At 48.9% G+C, this 17,136-nt stretch carries 12 protein-coding genes; 3 read left to right on the forward strand and 9 right to left on the reverse strand.

The genetic code is table 11. From position 1 onward, the window contains the following. Window positions 1-32: 32 nt before the first annotated feature. The gene (gene dnaQ, locus EXY25_RS05490; protein ID WP_114337812.1) at window positions 33-773 is read right to left on the reverse strand and encodes a DNA polymerase III subunit epsilon; all 741 of its coding nucleotides are present in this window, start codon (window positions 771-773) and stop codon (window positions 33-35) included. A 122-nt stretch (window positions 774-895) separates the two neighbouring features. Further along, window positions 896-1,603: a class I SAM-dependent methyltransferase gene (locus EXY25_RS05495; protein WP_158537998.1), complete on the reverse strand. Its 708-nt coding sequence runs from the start codon at window positions 1,601-1,603 to the stop codon at window positions 896-898. 102 nt (window positions 1,604-1,705) lie between these two features. On the opposite strand from EXY25_RS05495, the gene gloB reads away from it, so the two are divergent. Both gloB and EXY25_RS05505 read left to right on the forward strand, forming a co-directional pair. Next, window positions 1,706-2,473 (forward strand): hydroxyacylglutathione hydrolase, encoded by a 768-nt coding sequence (gloB, locus tag EXY25_RS05500; RefSeq protein WP_130565982.1) that lies wholly within the window; start codon window positions 1,706-1,708, stop codon window positions 2,471-2,473. A 67-nt stretch (window positions 2,474-2,540) separates the two neighbouring features. Then, window positions 2,541-4,202 (forward strand): lytic transglycosylase, encoded by a 1,662-nt coding sequence (locus EXY25_RS05505; RefSeq protein WP_130565983.1) that lies wholly within the window; start codon window positions 2,541-2,543, stop codon window positions 4,200-4,202. A gap of 77 nt (window positions 4,203-4,279) precedes the next feature. Here EXY25_RS05505 and EXY25_RS05510 read toward each other — a convergent pair whose 3' ends face one another. The 4 genes from EXY25_RS05510 to EXY25_RS05525 are packed head-to-tail and all read right to left on the reverse strand — an operon-like array spanning window position 4,280 to window position 9,501. After that, window positions 4,280-5,563: a fumarylacetoacetate hydrolase family protein gene (locus EXY25_RS05510; protein ID WP_130565984.1), complete on the reverse strand. Its 1,284-nt coding sequence runs from the start codon at window positions 5,561-5,563 to the stop codon at window positions 4,280-4,282. Window positions 5,564-5,599: 36 nt separating this feature from the next. Further along, entirely contained in the window at window positions 5,600-7,594 is a 1,995-nt protein-coding gene (locus tag EXY25_RS05515) for a transglutaminase TgpA family protein (RefSeq protein WP_130565985.1), read from the reverse strand. Then, the gene (locus EXY25_RS05520) at window positions 7,591-8,556 is read right to left on the reverse strand and encodes a DUF58 domain-containing protein (protein ID WP_130565986.1); all 966 of its coding nucleotides are present in this window, start codon (window positions 8,554-8,556) and stop codon (window positions 7,591-7,593) included. Before EXY25_RS05520 ends, EXY25_RS05515 begins: the two co-directional genes overlap by 4 nt. Window positions 8,557-8,571: 15 nt before the next feature. Further along, a complete protein-coding gene (locus EXY25_RS05525; RefSeq protein WP_130565987.1) occupies window positions 8,572-9,501 on the reverse strand; it encodes an AAA family ATPase in 930 nt (309 codons plus the stop codon). 96 nt (window positions 9,502-9,597) lie between these two features. On the opposite strand from EXY25_RS05525, the gene EXY25_RS05530 reads away from it, so the two are divergent. Then, window positions 9,598-11,553 carry a transglycosylase SLT domain-containing protein gene (locus tag EXY25_RS05530; protein ID WP_165419271.1) on the forward strand — a complete coding sequence of 652 codons (1,956 nt, stop codon included), beginning with the start codon at window positions 9,598-9,600 and terminating at the stop codon, window positions 11,551-11,553. A 60-nt stretch (window positions 11,554-11,613) separates the two neighbouring features. Here the strand turns inward: EXY25_RS05530 and pyrI are convergent, their stop codons facing one another. The 3 genes from pyrI to EXY25_RS05545 form a co-directional block, all read right to left on the reverse strand. After that, a complete protein-coding gene (gene pyrI / locus EXY25_RS05535; protein WP_199405196.1) occupies window positions 11,614-12,072 on the reverse strand; it encodes an aspartate carbamoyltransferase regulatory subunit in 459 nt (152 codons plus the stop codon). 10 nt (window positions 12,073-12,082) lie between these two features. After that, the gene (gene pyrB / locus EXY25_RS05540) at window positions 12,083-13,006 is read right to left on the reverse strand and encodes an aspartate carbamoyltransferase (RefSeq protein WP_130565989.1); all 924 of its coding nucleotides are present in this window, start codon (window positions 13,004-13,006) and stop codon (window positions 12,083-12,085) included. A 141-nt stretch (window positions 13,007-13,147) separates the two neighbouring features. Continuing rightward, window positions 13,148-17,080 carry an ATP-binding protein gene (locus tag EXY25_RS05545; protein ID WP_130565990.1) on the reverse strand — a complete coding sequence of 1,311 codons (3,933 nt, stop codon included), beginning with the start codon at window positions 17,078-17,080 and terminating at the stop codon, window positions 13,148-13,150. Between the last annotated feature and the right edge of the window lie 56 nt (window positions 17,081-17,136).

Raw genomic sequence — 17,136 nt, forward strand, 5'->3', positions numbered from 1 at the left:
TTTTTTTTGTCATGAATGTGCGACGTCTCGGCCTAAGCCTCGCCTCTCCAAAGACAGCTTCCTGCTTTCTTTTCGACACGATCCAGAATTTCTTGATGTTTTTTCAACTCATCTGCGGTCGCCATCACAACTTGCAACGGTGTTCTATCCGCGCCTAAACGGCGGATCTGGCTACCGTCGCCACCGCCACTTTCAGAGGAGTCACTCAACTCTAGGCTAGTCTGACCGCCGGTCATCAGTAGATAAACGTCAGCGAGGATCTCAGCATCAAGCAGTGCGCCGTGCAGTTCTCGATGGGAATTATCGATACCTAAACGGCGACAAAGGGCATCCAAGTTATTTTTCTGCCCCGGATATGTCTGCTTCGCCAGGAGCAATGTATCGAGCACACCACAAAAATCCGCGGTGGGCTGATAGTTGCCACCGGATAAACGCGAAAATTCATGATCCATGAAGCCGACGTCAAACGGAGCGTTGTGTATGACCAGTTCAGCACCACGAATAAACTCGACAAAATCATCGGCTATCTGAGCAAATCGAGGTTTATCAGCCAGCATCTCATCAGTGATGCCGTGAACTTGGATCGCTTCTGGATCAACCGGCATATCTGGGTTGATATAGACGTGGTAATGCCGACCAGTTAAACGTCGATTAATCACCTCTACACAACCGATTTCGATAATTCGGTGCCCGAGATAAATAGGTCCCCCGCCCTGGTTCATACCGGTGGTTTCGGTGTCCAGTACGACCTGACGGTGTTCATTCGCACTCATCTAGCGTTACTCCAATCCAACATTTTCAAACGACGAAACAGCCTAACTATCAACAAATATCGATGATAACAGTTCAGGTGATAGTGCAACATGATGTCATAGCGACGCTACATCAGTGGCAATTACTTCAGAGTATTCGAGCGAACTTGGCCAGCCAATGCCGGCGCTTTCATCCGCTTTGAGTAAGCCCGTAACGGCCTAATGGGCGTTAAGGGCAATTCTCGCTTACGACTAATAAGCAAAGACGCCCCCGCCATTGGTGCCACCACTTTGGCCGCAGACCTCTCCCACCATGGCCAAGCAGGCGTCTGACCACACAAGGAGCCATGAAACAGTGGCTCCTGCCATATAACTTCGTGCCCCAACAATCGCATCCAGTCCTTTAAGCGATGCGGAGACAACATCTGCCCCGTCCAAGGCAGCTTGCTCTTATTACCGGGACAATATTTCGCCGCCCCTAATAAACTGTATGGGTTAAAGGTCAGCGTGATCAGGTGGCCGTTAGCAATCAACACGCGATGCGCTTCCCGCATCAATTGGTGAGGATCAGAGGAAAAATTCAACGTAAACGCCATCAAGCAAGCATCCACACTGTATTCACTGACAGGCAAGGCCTCCAGTGCGCTGGTAATACCATAATCACCGTGATTTCGCCCCAAGCTAACAGCATGCTTAATGGGACAGCCATCATGACTCAATTGCGCACTTAACCCGCCTAGCTTTAACAGATGATAGCCAAACATCCTTGGCCACCACTGGCGGAGGCGTTCTTCCGCTAAGCCACGCAGCCAGAGCCCATGGGGCAACTGCTGCCAAGTATCAGGTTGCATGCGAACAATATTGCCTCGGTGAGTTTTGAACATACGCTGCAATTCAATCAGCCTTAATGCATAATCAATGGTTAAGTGATTGCCACTATTACAAGGTCTCACATGCTACAAGTATCACCGATTAAGGCGTTTAACGACAACTATATCTGGCTATTACACACGCTTAACGGCGGTATTGTCGTTGACCCTGGAGACGCCGCGCCGGTAATCGCTTTCTTAACTTCGCAACAAATTAAACTAAAAGCTGTTTTACTCACTCATCACCACAGCGATCATGTCGGTGGCGTAGCCAAGTTGCGCCAAACCTACCCTGACATCAAAGTCTATGGGCCCAAAGCGGAAGCTGTTGAACATAGTGATATTCAACTTAGTCACGGCGAAATCATCGATGTTGCAGATACAGGGTTGAAGCTTAAAGTACTGGCAGTACCTGGACATACATTAGGACATATAGCCTATTACGGAGAAAACAGCCTTTTCTGCGGAGATACCCTGTTCAGTGGTGGCTGTGGACGCCTATTCGAAGGCACAGCTGACCAAATGCACCAATCACTGCAACGGCTAGCTTCGCTACCGGACGCAACGGAAGTGTACTGTGCCCATGAATATACGCAGGCCAACCTCGCCTTTGCAATGGCAGTGGAACCAGACAACCTCGCACTGCAAAGCTACCAAACCGCTGTCAGCGCCCTGCGCCAACAAGATAAGCCCTCGATCCCCAGCACAATAGAGCAAGAAAAACAGATCAACCCCTTCCTTCGTGTTGACCAGATCACAGTTATCTCCGCTGTCAGCGGCTATCTTGAAAAGTCCGTTAAGGCCCCAAGCGCGGTTTTTGCTGGTTTGAGATCTTGGAAGGACAATTTTTAACCAATTAGCTTGATCCGTTCTTCGATGCTCCTTACCATGTGCCGCCACTGAAGTATGTGAGGTCACCATGAAGCTGCCGTATTCCGCGAGTTTTTCCCTGTTAGCGCTTCTATTGGCTGGATGCCAGAGCACGCCAACCACAACTGCACAAGTTGCAGATACGAATGACAACAACCAAGTCCAAACTGACGTTATTGCGCCTGTCACAGCCGTAACGGAAGTCGCTGTCGATGAAGAAGTTATCCCAGCAGTTCCTCCTGCTGTCGAGATGCCAGAGGAACAAGAGCTGAGCGCGACACCGGTGAGCGAAGAACCACTGCCACCAACCTATGATGATCTCTGGCTACGCATTGCCGACCAGTTACATATCGAGGTGCCAGACAACAAACGAGTCACCAGTCAGCGTAATTGGTATAAGAAACACCCCTCCTATATGGATCGCGTAGCAAAACGTGCAGATCCCTATCTTTTTCTGATTGTTGAAAAGATCGAACAACGGGGCCTGCCTTTGGAGCTCGCGCTGTTGCCTATTGTCGAAAGTGCATTTGATCCTTTCGCCTATTCCCATGGACGAGCAAGCGGTATCTGGCAGTTTATTCCTGGTACGGGTAAACGCTTTGGCTTAGACCAAAACTGGTGGTACGACGGCCGTCGCGATATCAGCGCGTCAACGGATGCGGCGCTCGATTACCTTGAGTATCTAAATCGTTATTTCAAGGGTGACTGGCTGCATGCACTCGCCGCTTATAATTCCGGCGAAGGTCGGGTAAGAAGCGCAATAAAAAAGAATAAGCGACTCGGCAAACCTACCGATTTTTGGTCTCTTTCACTGCCAAAAGAAACCCGCGCCTATGTGCCTAAGCTACTCGCTTTGGGCGATCTGCTGAAACGCAGGGACGAATATGGCATGAGTTGGATGACAATCAGCAATCAACCCAAGGTGGTAGAAATCGAGACTGGATCGCAAATCGATCTAGCGTTAGCCGCCGATCTTGCCGGATTATCTGTCGACCAACTGCATAAGCTGAATCCGGCATTTAATCGCTGGGCCACCTCACCCGATGGCCCCCATTCGTTACTCATACCTGTTGAAAAAGCAGAACAGTTCACGACAAAACTCGCATCCCTTGAACGAACTGAGCGCCTTAACTGGGTGCGCCACCGGGTTAAGTCTGGTGACAGTCTGAACAAACTGGCAAAGCAGTATCACACAAGCACGGGCGTTATTAGGGATGTCAATAAGCTCAAAGGCAACACCATACGGGTCGGTGAACACCTACTTATCCCTGTTGCTGCTTCAGAGCTATCTTCCTACGGTTTCAGTGCTGACCAACGGTTAGCAAAAACACAAACCAAACCTCGGGCATCACAGCGCATCGACTATAAGGTCAAAAGCGGCGACAGCTTATGGGAGATAGCTAAACGCCATAAGGTAAATGTCAGGCAACTGGCTAAATGGAATGGTATGGCGCCGACCGATACCTTACGTCTGAATCAAAAATTGGTGATCTGGAAGAAAGGCAAGCCGGCAACCACAGGTAATGGCAACGCCACCACCAGGAAGATCGCCTACAAGGTCCGTTCCGGCGATTCACTCGCCCGCATCGCTTCAAAATTTAAAGTATCGATAAGCGATCTTATGCAGTGGAATCAATTGGATAAAAATAAATATCTGCAACCAGGTCAGATGTTACGCCTGTATGTGGATGTCACGCAGATCAGTTCTTAACTGGCAAATGAACAACGGCGACTGAGGTCGCCGTTGTTCATTCTCATACTGTCCCTATCTCACAGCCGTTATCAGCGTTAATCACAAGATGAGCTTGGCCAACTATCTATTGGCGGTTGCCCTGCTCCCTCAACGACTTGCCACCGCTGACGACCTAGTCGACCTATCGCTGTATAGACCAAGTCTCCAACTTGCAAGTAACCAAGATGATCAGCCGCTTCCATCTGCCTTTGCAAAAACAACGCTCGGGCACCATTCAAACTTAACCCGGCATCAATAAATAAACCTAACTTATCTGCCAGTGACGGCGCCTTAATCGCAGTCCCACCGGGTGTTCCTGTCAATATGAGACTGCCTGCCGGCAACTTGCCATCAGCCAGGTGCAATGCCGCTGGAACACCATAGCGGTCACGCATACAGGTTAGAGATTGCCGCTGATATCTGTCTGCAAGTATCTGCAAGATACGGTAGCCATTAAAAAGCATTTGCGAGCTGAGCCCCTGTTGCTGTGTACGGATAATAAAGCCGCCTTCATCTTGCACCAGCAGACTCAGAGTCAAACTGTGGCGCCCCCCCTGGCGCCAGCTCGGCTCTATATCACTACCATGGATCATCCATGGCCCCAAGGGCAGGTAACCAGGGTGAGACTTGCCCTGCACATAGCCAGTATCTGGTGCAATAATAATGGGCTCGCGATCAGATAATTCATTTGCGACCATAAAGGCGATGTTATGGGAGAAAACAAATTCATCAGGCAAATTATTGAGATCGATTTCTTGTAACAGGACGAGCGCTAACTCCACTTCGTAATCAAGCAAGGCAACTTTTTCTGTCGTTCCCAAGCGATAGCCAATAGGCACATCCTGATAGGCCCCCGTTGGTGCTGTGCGTTTAGCAAAGAGCAGAAGGTCGTCCTCCGAGGCTGAGCTGCTAAATCCAGTTTCGGAGCGATGATCTGCATAATTAAGGCCCGCGGCAACAATAAATCGTTGCTGGTCACGCAGCGATTTTTCACTTATCTGAACCGGAGACAAAATACGCTCTGCAAGCTGCGAGCTATCTACCTTTTCGATAGCTGATGACAGCACAGGAGTAGTACGGACGTGCTTAAAAGCTCTCAGGAGCTGTGCTAATTGCTCATCATCTGTGACCTCACCACAAAACGATGGATCAGACCCTCCCAAGTTTTCGACCTCGCTCGGCGCCCCCTCAAAGGTGACAACCACGCGCCCTATGCAGGTTACGCCGCTGTCACTGATGAAACGCAGCACTCTTGGCGCTTCATTCGCTTGCAGCAGCATAGAGGTGAGCAACCCAAAGCCAATAATCAAGCTGTTCGTCAAACCATAAGGTTTACTCACGCTCGCACTCCCAAATGCAATTAAAAATTAATTAAATCATAGCTTACGCCATATTTTTTTCATGGACTGCCAATGGCTAAGTTGATTGCTTTCATCTATTGCTTGGTAGCGTAGCGCCCGATAGTGAACAGCGATCTGTCGATACTCATCTTGCTGCAACAGGTCTGCTGCTCTGGCTAAATAGCTGGCAAAGCTCTCTCCGTCATCTTTAGCAATACCTTTGGCTAGCAAGCGTCGCTGTACTTTCCGACAAAAGCGTTGCATTGGTGAGCGTGGCCTTTGCCAGTTGATCTTGCCAAAAACAAATAGCAATCCCGCTCCTGCAAGCAAACTACCCAAGCCAATAAATACCATCTTCCAATGGGACAACTGACCAAACAGATGACGCAATAGCGATAATTGCTGTTCATTACTGTAGTTAAGCACCCAAACAGTCCAACGGTAGTCCACCAGCGCCATCAAATGACGCATCTCTGTTATCCAGCCAATATTGCGATAACGTACCAAACTAAATGGATCGCCACTGACAAACTCATCGGGCGTTGCCAAAGCATCCTCTAGAGAGCCTAACACCCGCTCAGGCGCAACTGCGGCAGTAGGGTCAACCCGTCGCCATCCCTCACCATCGATCCAGATCTCAACCCAAGCATGCGCATCGAATTGGTAGATGGAGTAATAATCTGCGCCAGGGTTATACTCGCCACCCAGATAGCCCGTCACGACCCGAGCAGGCACGCCAGCGGCCCGCATTACAAAGGCATAAGCGCTGGCGTAATGCTCACAAAATCCGGCTTGGGTTGAAAACAAAAATTGATCAATAGGATCATCACCTAATAACGGCGGACGCAGGGTGTAGAAATATGCTTGCTGACGAAAACGTTGCAGGATCACATCACTGATCTCCTCCGCAGTATCATAACCAGCCGCCAATTCCTCTGCCCACAACCTAGCTTCAGGATTGCCACGGTTAGGTAGATCGAGATTGCGCTGGCGTCGCTCATCAGTCAACAGTTCACTCTGTTGGCCGTTAATAACGCTTGCAACAGCATACTGCTTGGTTTTCGATACAATTCGTCTAGCGTATAAAATGTTGCCAGGCGCATTCAATACACTTCGGTCTTCGCTTCTTGGGTTATCCAGGCCATACAACCAATTGCGAAAAGTCGGCTCTGCGATGATGGTATAGTAAACGCTACTGCCTTTAGCCGGATAAAACTCTGGGCGGGCAGCGCCACGCAGAACATCCTGTCTCCAGGTTTTCACCGTCGGATCTAAACGCCAACTGCGTCCGGTAAATTGCTCGTGGACCATGGCTCGCCAATAGAATTGATCCCTACTAACCCCTGCACCGCGATCAAAAGTCACCCGAAATGCCAGTTTACTGGAACGCCCCAGTTCAGCAATATCCCCAGGGCTGACCTCCTCGCTTAGGCCAGTGACGGACTTCTTCGCATCAGGCATTTTCCACAATGGCCCTAGCCGCGGCAGTATAAGGAAGAGGATCAGTGCCAAAGGCAGTGCCGCCAAGAGCTGTCGAAAAATCGCGGAGTAGGAATAGCCCTGAAGCACCACCGGCAACTGACAAAGATGCATACAATAGAAACTCAACAGGGTCACCACTAACAGGTAGGCAGCCATCCCCATGCCTTGCTGAAAAATAAAGCTGACGCCAACCAAAAAGATACCAATCAACACAAGGGTGTACAGATCCCTTAATCCCTTTAGCTCAATAAATTTAAGCGCGTAAGCAAATAGCAGCAAATTAATCATGGTCGCTAGCAAACCCAGCTGCCTAGCCAACAACACCAATGCCACTGCGCCACCTAGGCTGAGAGTGGTCACCACAAACTTGCTAGGTAATCGCCACCCTAGCCACAGGCTGCCGGCTCGCCAACCAATAGCAAATAGGCTGATGAGATAAAAAAGAGGATAAATCTGATCATAAATAGGCAGAAATACCGCCCAGTGAACCAACATCAGGCAAACAAACAAGCGCCGGCTATCCACTTGCGAAGGCACCACCGCTGTCATGCTTCTCCTCCTGTGCCAAAAAGCGCAAGCGTCTTGAGGCACGTTTGACGATGTTTCTCCCCCAAGGAGGGCGTTATACGCTCTGTGCCTAAATCTAATCCGTAAAGGCCCCCTTGACGGCTAAGCTCCTGCACCCGGTAGCAAAGTTTGGAGAGACGCTCTTCAATATCCCGCCCTGGCGTATGCATCAATACTAACCAACAGGTTTCCTGTTCTGGTTGCTCAAACTGCTTGGTCATCATGCCGCGTCCCTGGGCATATTGCTTCCAAGCCACTTGGCGTAACGACTCTCCTGCCTGATAGCTACGTAAAGATTCAAACTCTTCATTGCCCTTGGCTGTTGCTGTTTCGCCCTCATCCTGATTTAGCCCTGATTGACTGCCTCTCAGGGGCAGTTGGCAACCAATTGGCTTTGGATAAACCAATGTGGCTTGGCCGAGATCAAGGTGTGTCCATGTGCGAAACAAGCCTAGAGGGTAGTAACTCTCTAGCGTTAGGCGTCCCGGCTTGAATCGCCCCCTTTTTGTCAACCTCTTAACGACAGTTACGCGAGTAACCTCTGGTTCGGTCAGTGTTACGTAACTCGCTGTTTCCGTGCCAAACTTGAGGGCGATCTGGATATGGGGTTGAGACGCTTTAGCTCGGACATAGAAACTTCCATAATCTCCGACATAACCTTCGGAAGCTGACTCACTGGATAGATGCAGCCCGGAAAGATTACGAAAGCTATGCCAAATACTGCCAACAAAAATGCTCACCAGAAAGAAAGCAAGAAACAAGGCCAAATTGTTTGAGTAGTTCGTTCCCAGCAAGTACACAGCCAGCGTGGTCAAGAGGTAGGCCAAGCCGAAATTACTAGGAAAGATAAAGATGTTACGTTGACTTAGCGCAATCTCTTCACTGGCTGGAATACGGCGAACTAACCAAGCGTCAAAAAAGGAAGAGACCCAACGTTTCAACATAAAGAAATACCGCCTCTAAGCTGCTCTATCTGGGTCAATTTGGCTAAGCAAGCGTTCACTTAAACCATAACTATCCATAGCTTTCACTTCCAAACTACTGCGAAGGCGATGCTCAGCCACCGACGGCAGTATTGCTTGTAAGTCTTCAGGTAACACATGATCTCGACCGTCAATATAAGCCCAGGCTCTGGCCGCAGAAAGCAACATTTTGGTGCCTCGGGGGGAGAGCGGATTTGGGTAACGTTTGTCCGCACGAGTTTCATTTACCAGCGCAAGCAAATAATCGAGTAATGGATCTGACACATGCACCTGCTGCACCGCTAGCTGCATCCGCACCAAATCCTCTACCGACATCAACGCCTGAAGGCTTGCAATCACCTGCGCTTGTTCTCCCTGTTCGAGCAACATCCGTTTCTCTGCCTTGGCATCGGGATAACCCAAAGAGATCCTCATCATGAAACGATCTAGCTGAGATTCAGGCAAAGGAAATGTGCCAGACTGATCCACAGGATTTTGTGTCGCAATAACAAAAAAAGGCGCAGGCAACTGATATGTGGTGCCCTCAATACTTATCTGACGTTCCGCCATCGCCTCTAATAATGCACTTTGGGTTTTAGGACTGGCACGATTAATCTCGTCTGCCAGCAACAATTGACTGAACAAAGGCCCCTTATGAAAGTCAAAGCTTTGAGATGATTTGTTAAAAATTGAGATACCGATCAGATCGGCAGGCAACATATCACTTGTGAACTGTACGCGCCGATAGCCTAAACTAAGCACATTAGCTAATGCATGGCTAAGTGTTGTTTTCCCCATGCCGGGGAGATCTTCGATCAGGAGATGCCCTCCGGCCAGTAAACAAGACACGGCGAGACGAATTTGATGAGACTTTCCGAGCACTACTTGATCAAGCGCCTTCAGAACCTGCTGGACCTGTTGCTGCATAACGACACTTCCTACGATGACTTTTCTCTTATACGCTTCAGTGTACGCGCTGGATTAGCTAAAGAAAGTGTTAAGCAAGAGGATGTTACAAATTCCTTGAACAGACCGACTGCAGCACGATTCTTCGCACCCGTTGGGCTAGTCTCAATACTGCTGTTGACACTGTTTTTGAGCTCGATGGCCAGAGCTGAAGATGGCGGACACTTGGCAACGCAGAGAAATCAGTATCAACAAGCGCTGCAAGCAATAAATCAAAAAGATTGGCCACAATATGAAAGCTTAAGAAAACAACTAAATCACTACCCGTTGGCCATCTACCTCGACTATTACCGCTTAGTACCCAACCTCTCCCATGTTAGTGGTGACCAGGCATTAGAGTTTATAAACTTAAGTCAGGGAACCCCGCTATCGATCCGCATGAAAGGTAAATACCTTTTTAAGAGCGGCGCTGAACGGCGCTGGGCAGACTTTCTGACCGTGAGTCCCGACGCCCCCAATGATCCGCGGCTAAAATGCTATTACTACCGTGCTCAGCTCGCTGAAAGTCATAGCGAAACAGCTTGGCAAGGCGCCGAAAAGCTCTGGGTGTATGGCAAATCTCGCCCTGATGTTTGTGACCCTCTATTTAACGCGTGGCGAAAAGCGAAACCATTGACCGATGAGCTGATCTGGGCACGCATGCTGAAGTCATTTGATGCGCGGCAAAAATCCCTACTGAGCTATCTAGCAAAGCAAACCAGCCCTGCCCTAACGCCGACAGCGAAACTACTACTCAAGCTTTATCGGGATCCCGCTGCACTGCAAGACGAACTGCCGCCAAGTGGATCACCCTACGCTGCAGATATTGTGTCCCATGGCTTACAAGCACTAGCGCGAGAAGATGCAGAAACGGCACTGAAGCTTTGGCAAAAAGCACAACTCACCTACCGCTTTTCAACTCAGCAACGGACCGCGGTAATAAAAACAATAGCTCAACGTTCTAATTTTCAAAGAGTTACCGCCAACAAAGTATGGCTTGATAGTCAACTCAGCCATATAAAGAATGATGTCATCACAGAAACACGGATCCGCTGGGCCCTCAAAGATGAAGATTGGAACAGCGTATCAAAGCTCATCACCTACCTATCAAAGAAAAAACAGCAAGATGATAGCTGGCGATTCTGGCGCGCCATCAGTTATCAGGAACTTGGGTTAGCGCAAGCTGCTATACCTATTCTGGATCAGCTAGCAGAGCACCGATCTTATTACGGCTTTCTCGCCGCCGATCTGCGCCAAAAGCCCTACAAGCTCAATAACAATAAAGTCCCTGAAGCGAGCCACGGCCAAGCGCAGCTGGTTAACTTAGCCGGTTTTCGACGGGTTGAGGAGCTCATGTATCATGATGAACGCCAACTGGCCAGCAGCGAGTGGCGTTTGTTGCTCCAAGGCGTTGAAGAGAGTGAACAGTTACAACTCGGTTTAATGGCAGCAAAACAGGGATGGCACAACCTCGCCATCTCCGCAGCCAATACAGCGGCTGCCTGGGACTCTTTGGATCTTAGGTTTCCCACCCCCTACCTCGATACCTTTGAACGCTATGCCAGTAAAACTGGCGTAGAGAAGAGTGAATTGATGTCCATTGCTCGCCGAGAGAGCGCATTTTACCCATTTGCTGAATCGCGGGTTGGTGCCAGAGGGTTGATGCAGCTTATGCCAGGCACAGCAAAGATGGTGTCGAAGAAACTGGGAGGGGCGAAACCCAGCAAACGTCAGTTATTTGATGTGGAAACCAATATCAAACTTGGCAGTGCCTATTACAAAGAACTTTTGGAACGCTTTTCTAACAACCGAATCTATGCCGTTGCCGCCTACAATGCAGGCCCCCATCGCGTTGACCGTTGGCGAAACACAGACATTACAGCACTCAGTGCAGCGCTTTGGATAGAGACCATTCCTTTCAAAGAGACTCGAGGCTACGTGCAAGCGGTGCTGTCATACAATGTGGTGTTTCGGCATATGATGGGACAGCCAGTACCACTGCTGAACCCACATGAAAACACGGCGACATACTGAGATAAAATTAATAAAGCCCGCTGTAGCGGGCTTTATTAATGACCAAGCAAGAGACTTAACTTATTTCAGTTCTTTGAACAGCCTTTCAGAAAAACTCTTTTCACAGTAGTGACATTTCAGCTTCACTTTTTCATGTTTTACGGCAACAAAAAACCGACTATTCACCGGTTCATCATGGCTAATACAATTACTGTTAGGGCAGCTTAATACAGAAGAGATCTGCTCAGGCAGAGTCACGTGAAACTTATCAACCACTTGGTAGTTATCGATTAAGTTAACCGTTGCATTAGGCGCAAAAAGCGCTAACTGGTTGGCCTGTTCAGCAGTAAAAACATTATTTTCTACCTTAATAATGTCTTTCACCTGGCTATCGCCACTACGCAAATTCAAGCCGACGGTGATCCGTTCATTCCCATCGGTTAACTGAAAAAAGCGTAGGATGCGAACACCTTGCCCCGCAGGAATATGATCGATCACTGTGCCGTGAGCGATGGCTTCCACTGTCATTTTAGTTTCCATCATCATCTCCTTACAGTTGCTCACTTAATACCAGAGCTAATAAAGCCTGCCGGGCATAAACGCCATTCTCTGCCTGCTCGAAATAGTAAGCATGCTGAGTGCTATCAACATCATTCGTGATTTCATCGACACGCGGTAATGGGTGCAACACCTTCAACGTCGGCTTCACCTCGGCTAACATACTGGCGCTAAGTACATAATTCGATTTCATATGCTGATATTCAGTGGGATCAAAGCGCTCTTTCTGCACTCGCGTCATGTAGAGAATATCCAATTCAGCCACCACCTCTTCAATGGTGCCCACCTTAGTAAACTTGACACCCGCATCCATCAGCTCTTCACACAGGTACTCCGGCATGCTCAATGCGTCAGGCGATATGAAATAGAACTCGCAATTAAATAGTGACAAAGCTTGTGCCAACGAGTGCACTGTTCTGCCATATTTTAAATCCCCAACGAAAGCGACTTTTAGCCCTTCCAAGGTGCCTTGTGTTTCATAGATGGTATAGAGATCGAGCAAGGTTTGCGTCGGATGCTGATTACTACCATCTCCCCCATTGATCACCGGAACGGCCGAAAATTCGGAGGCTAATCTTGCAGCCCCTTCTTTTGGATGCCGCATAAAGAAAGCGTCAGTATAAGAAGAGATAACCTTGACCGAATCAGCCAGCGTTTCACCTTTTTGGGCTAACGACGTATTGCCTGCGGTATCAAAGCCAATGACGGAGCCACCAAGGCGTTGCACAGCCGTCTCAAAAGATAAACGCGTACGAGTTGATGCTTCAAAAAAACAGCTGGCCACCACCTTATTCCGCAATAATTCAGGTTGAGGCTCACGCTTGAGCTTGTGGGCAGTGGCAACGATAAGTTCTAACTCATCTCGCGACAGATCAGAGATAGAGATAATATGCTTGTTATAGAGCGGGTTGGTCATTGTGCATCCCTTGGAGCGGTCCGGAACAGTACTTACCTGAAGGCCAGGTACAACCGGAGCGCAAGTATATCAAAAGCCAGACAAAGGCGTTAATGACTCCGCGCAATTGTCGGCAAATTTTCTGGCACGTCAGGCGGACAATCAGGCTTTGAGTCGTTGCTCAATATTCAAGAAATGGATCTGGGCCTGCTCGTAGTCAAACGCATCTAATGACTCCAATAAAAGCTGACCGTCAGCTTTCAATTCTGCATTATCAGTGACCTGTATAAAGCGCTGCAATGGCGCCGTATCAACGTAGTCATGACCAACCAGACTCTGCTTTACTAACGCTAAAAAATCTTGAATTTCATGGTCCGCTAGGGCTTCTTTTTGGTCACCGTCAGAGTTCACAAGCGCTTTATTTGGCAGATAAGCTGCGTTAACACGACAAATGAAATCGTCCATCGCCCTTGCTATCTCCTGACGCTGCTCAATTAGCTCTCCTACACGCAGATCCGCGCTAGAAAGCGGCAAATTATCAGCAATTCCTCGCAAGCCACACTCCATTGCATCCGCATTTTCTGCAACGCCTCTCGCGCCAAGATTGCCAGCGATCCCCCGCAATGAGTGCATCTGCGCGATCAAAGATCCAACGACTGTTTCTGATGTGTGAGCGAAATCGACTGCTATCAAAGTTTGCAACATCCCTTGCCACTGCTTTGCAAGCTGAGCAACTAAACGCTGATACATCTCATGATCCTGCCCACATTGCGACAAACCGATACTTATTTCGGTATCAAGTTCAGTACTAACCGCCGCAACGGGCGGCACGGGTGTCGAAGTGGTGTCGGCCGATAACGCCTTTTCCCCTAGCTTGTCTAAGATCTGATGATATAAATCAGCTTGCCGGACAGGCTTGGATATATAGCCAGACATACCAACCGTCATGGCTCTCGTTTGCTCATCCGGCATCGCGTTAGCCGTCAAAGCAACGATGGGCGGCGGCTTTTTATGCTGCAAAAGAATCGCTTGTGTTGCCTGATAACCATCCATAATTGGCATCTGGATATCCATAAACACGAGATCATAGTTTGCGGATGAGAGCTTAGCGACCGCCTCTGCACCGTTATTCGCAACGGTGACTCTTGCGCCTAACCGCCGTAACATACCCACTGCCACCTCTTGGTTAATCTGGTTATCATCCACCAGTAAAATGTGGCAATCCAAAGGCTGAAACTGCTGATGAACACGTGCTTGAGGCTGATTAGCGGGCCGTTCCGAAGTCACCGGCAGATGCAATCGAAACTGAAAGCAACTACCAACATTGGGCTGGCTCTCTACCGTTATATCACTGCCCATCAAATTGATAATTTGCTTACAAATAGTCAGCCCCAAACCAGTACCGCCAAATTGACGTGTGGTTGTGCTATCGGCCTGTGTGAAGGGAGTAAATAAACGCGCGACTTGTTCACCATTCATACCAATGCCGGTATCTCGCACAGTTAAGTCAATAACGGCTGTCGTTTCACTCTCCTGTTGCAACTCACAGCCCAACACCAGACCTCCACGGCGGGTAAATTTCACCGCGTTGCCGAGCAAATTGACCAACACTTGTCGCAACCTTAACGGATCAACCATCATGGTAGGCAGCGCTTTAGGCATATCACAGGTAAAGCTGAGTCCTTGCTGACTGATGGCCTGCTCAAATATCTCACCGGTCTCCATTAGTAGCACGCGTAAATCAGTCGCTTCCGGACTTAACGTTAGCTTGCCAGCTTCAATCTTAGAGTAATCAAGAATGTCATTAATAATCGAAAGCAAGTGCTCTGTAGAGCTTTGTACGCGCTGCAAGTATTTGCTCTGCTGAGCTGAAAGTTCATCGCTAAGCAGCAGTTCAACCAGGCCAACAATCGCATTCATCGGCGTACGGATCTCATGACTCATATTTGCCAGAAAGTGGCTTTTAGCTTCGGTGGCAGCTTCCGCGGCAACCGTGGCTTCTTTCAGTGCTTGCTCTCGTTCAATGCGGTCAGTGACATCCTGGTAAGTGCCAAGCACACCGATCACCTGACCTTGCTTGTTACTCAGGGGGATCTTCGAGGTTTCCAGCCAGCTTGTTTTGCCATCTGCACGAGTTTGCGGCTCCAGATAGTGCAGTTTTGCTTCTCCGCTGGCAATCACGGCGCGATCATCGTCCTGAAAATTACTCGCAACATCATGCCAGACCAGATCAAAGTCGCTTTTACCGACAATTTCCGCAGACGATGCAACATGGGCGTCGGCAGCAAATAGGCTATTGCACCCGAGGTAATTCAATTGCGTGTCTTTCCAAAACACCCGCGCCGGTATAGCGTCTAATACTTTGTGCAACAGTTGCTGCGACTCGGTCAAACGGGTATTGGCATCCCTTAACTGCGCTGTGCGCTCCTGGATCTGTGCATCCAACTGGCGGTTGTGCGTTGCGATTTGCTCACTTTTGTCCTGGATTGCGGTAGCAAGCTTTTGGATCTCCATTGGTGAATCACTGAATAGATCTTTTTCCAGGCAGTCCACATCCCCAGACAAAGCGCTTTGCGCCAAACGTTCAATGGGGCGGGTCGTGCGGTGAGCAAACCAGCCAGCAAAGCCCAATACAACCAAACTTCCTGCGAAAATCATCGCAAGAAATAGAATATATCGTTGCTGGTTATCTGCCAGCTCCAACTGATAGTCACGCATCACCAAGACTCGCCAGCGGTTGTCTAATTCAACCTCGGAGTAAAGGTATTGCGCGGCACTAGGCTCCTCACTCAACTTAAGAGAGGGCAAGCCGAAGATATTAGCCCGCCGATTAAGCTCGGAGATTGGGGCGGCGGAAAAAGCCTGCAGTCTTAGCTTGTCTGCAGCGAAAAGTGTGCGACCTTCACCGTCCAAAATCAGCCAAAGATAATCCTTTTGTTGCTGCAGCTGCTCCCAACTACCCAAACGATAGAGGTTCATCGATCCTTCAACGATACCTTCAAATTTATTATCTCTAAGGATCGGGGCACTGATAGCAACGATCACGTCATTGCCAAAACCGCGCCCCTGGATCGCACCGGAAATAAATGACTCACCTGTATCTCGGGGCACACGAAAATAACGCCGATCACTGACATTGTGGGTACCTTCACTCTCATGGGAAAGCTTCATCAAAGAGGCCGGACTGGCGTTGATGATATCTCCGACCTCATCACTGATAAACATGGTTAAAAAACTGGGACTGGCACGATGCATTGACAGTAATAAATTATCTCTGTCCGACGCCGAGTTCTCATTACTACCAAAAAATTCCGCCAACGCAGTGACTTGACGTTTGCTGACGAGCAACTGTGTATCTAACCCTTGCACCAAGTTTTGGGCATAGCTAGTCATTTCTCGCTGTAAAGCAGTGGCTCTATTATTGACTTCCACTTGTTCAACCACTAACCCCGCCAACAGCACCACCGCGAACATAACACTAAGCAGACTCTGCGAGATTTGGCGCCGAAAGGTTCGCGTTTCACTGGTTCTCACAACCAACAATCGCTTCAATACCGGAATGGATAGCAGTGCCATCGCAATAATGGCGTATGCGGCACCATTCACGGCTTGCTTTATCAACACATGGATAATGTATTCAGGAGCGATAGGATTGATGAAGATAATAATAATGCCGGTCGCCGGCACGCCAACAAAAAGCCAATAGGCCAAATCAGCAAACAGCAGATTTATCTTTCTACGTACCAATACCGAGACAACAAACGCTTCCAAGGTGAACGTCAGCAGTACATAGGGATTATCCCAGTTTTGCCATAACGACAACGCAGCAATAAAGGCGCACAATCCAACCACTAAAGGTCGGCAGCGATAGACCAGCAACAAAGGAAACAGGTTGCCACAAACCAGCTCGATATTGCCAAACACCGGCAGCGTATAGCGATACGCCACTGCGCCCATAAACGCCATCACGACAAACCAAAAACTCTGCTTATGGATCAATCGGCTAGTTCCGCTATCTGGCATTTGTTGCTCATCAATCTCGCTAGGTTCAGGCATCTGATCCAATCTATCGATAGCCTCCATTTTATCAAGCAACCAACGTCCTCCTAGCCAAGAAACGAGAGCCAAGTCACCGCATGTAATTATGCTGT

It is taken from the genome of Corallincola spongiicola (assembly GCF_004284785.1).
GTDB lineage: Bacteria > Pseudomonadota > Gammaproteobacteria > Enterobacterales > Neiellaceae > Corallincola > Corallincola holothuriorum.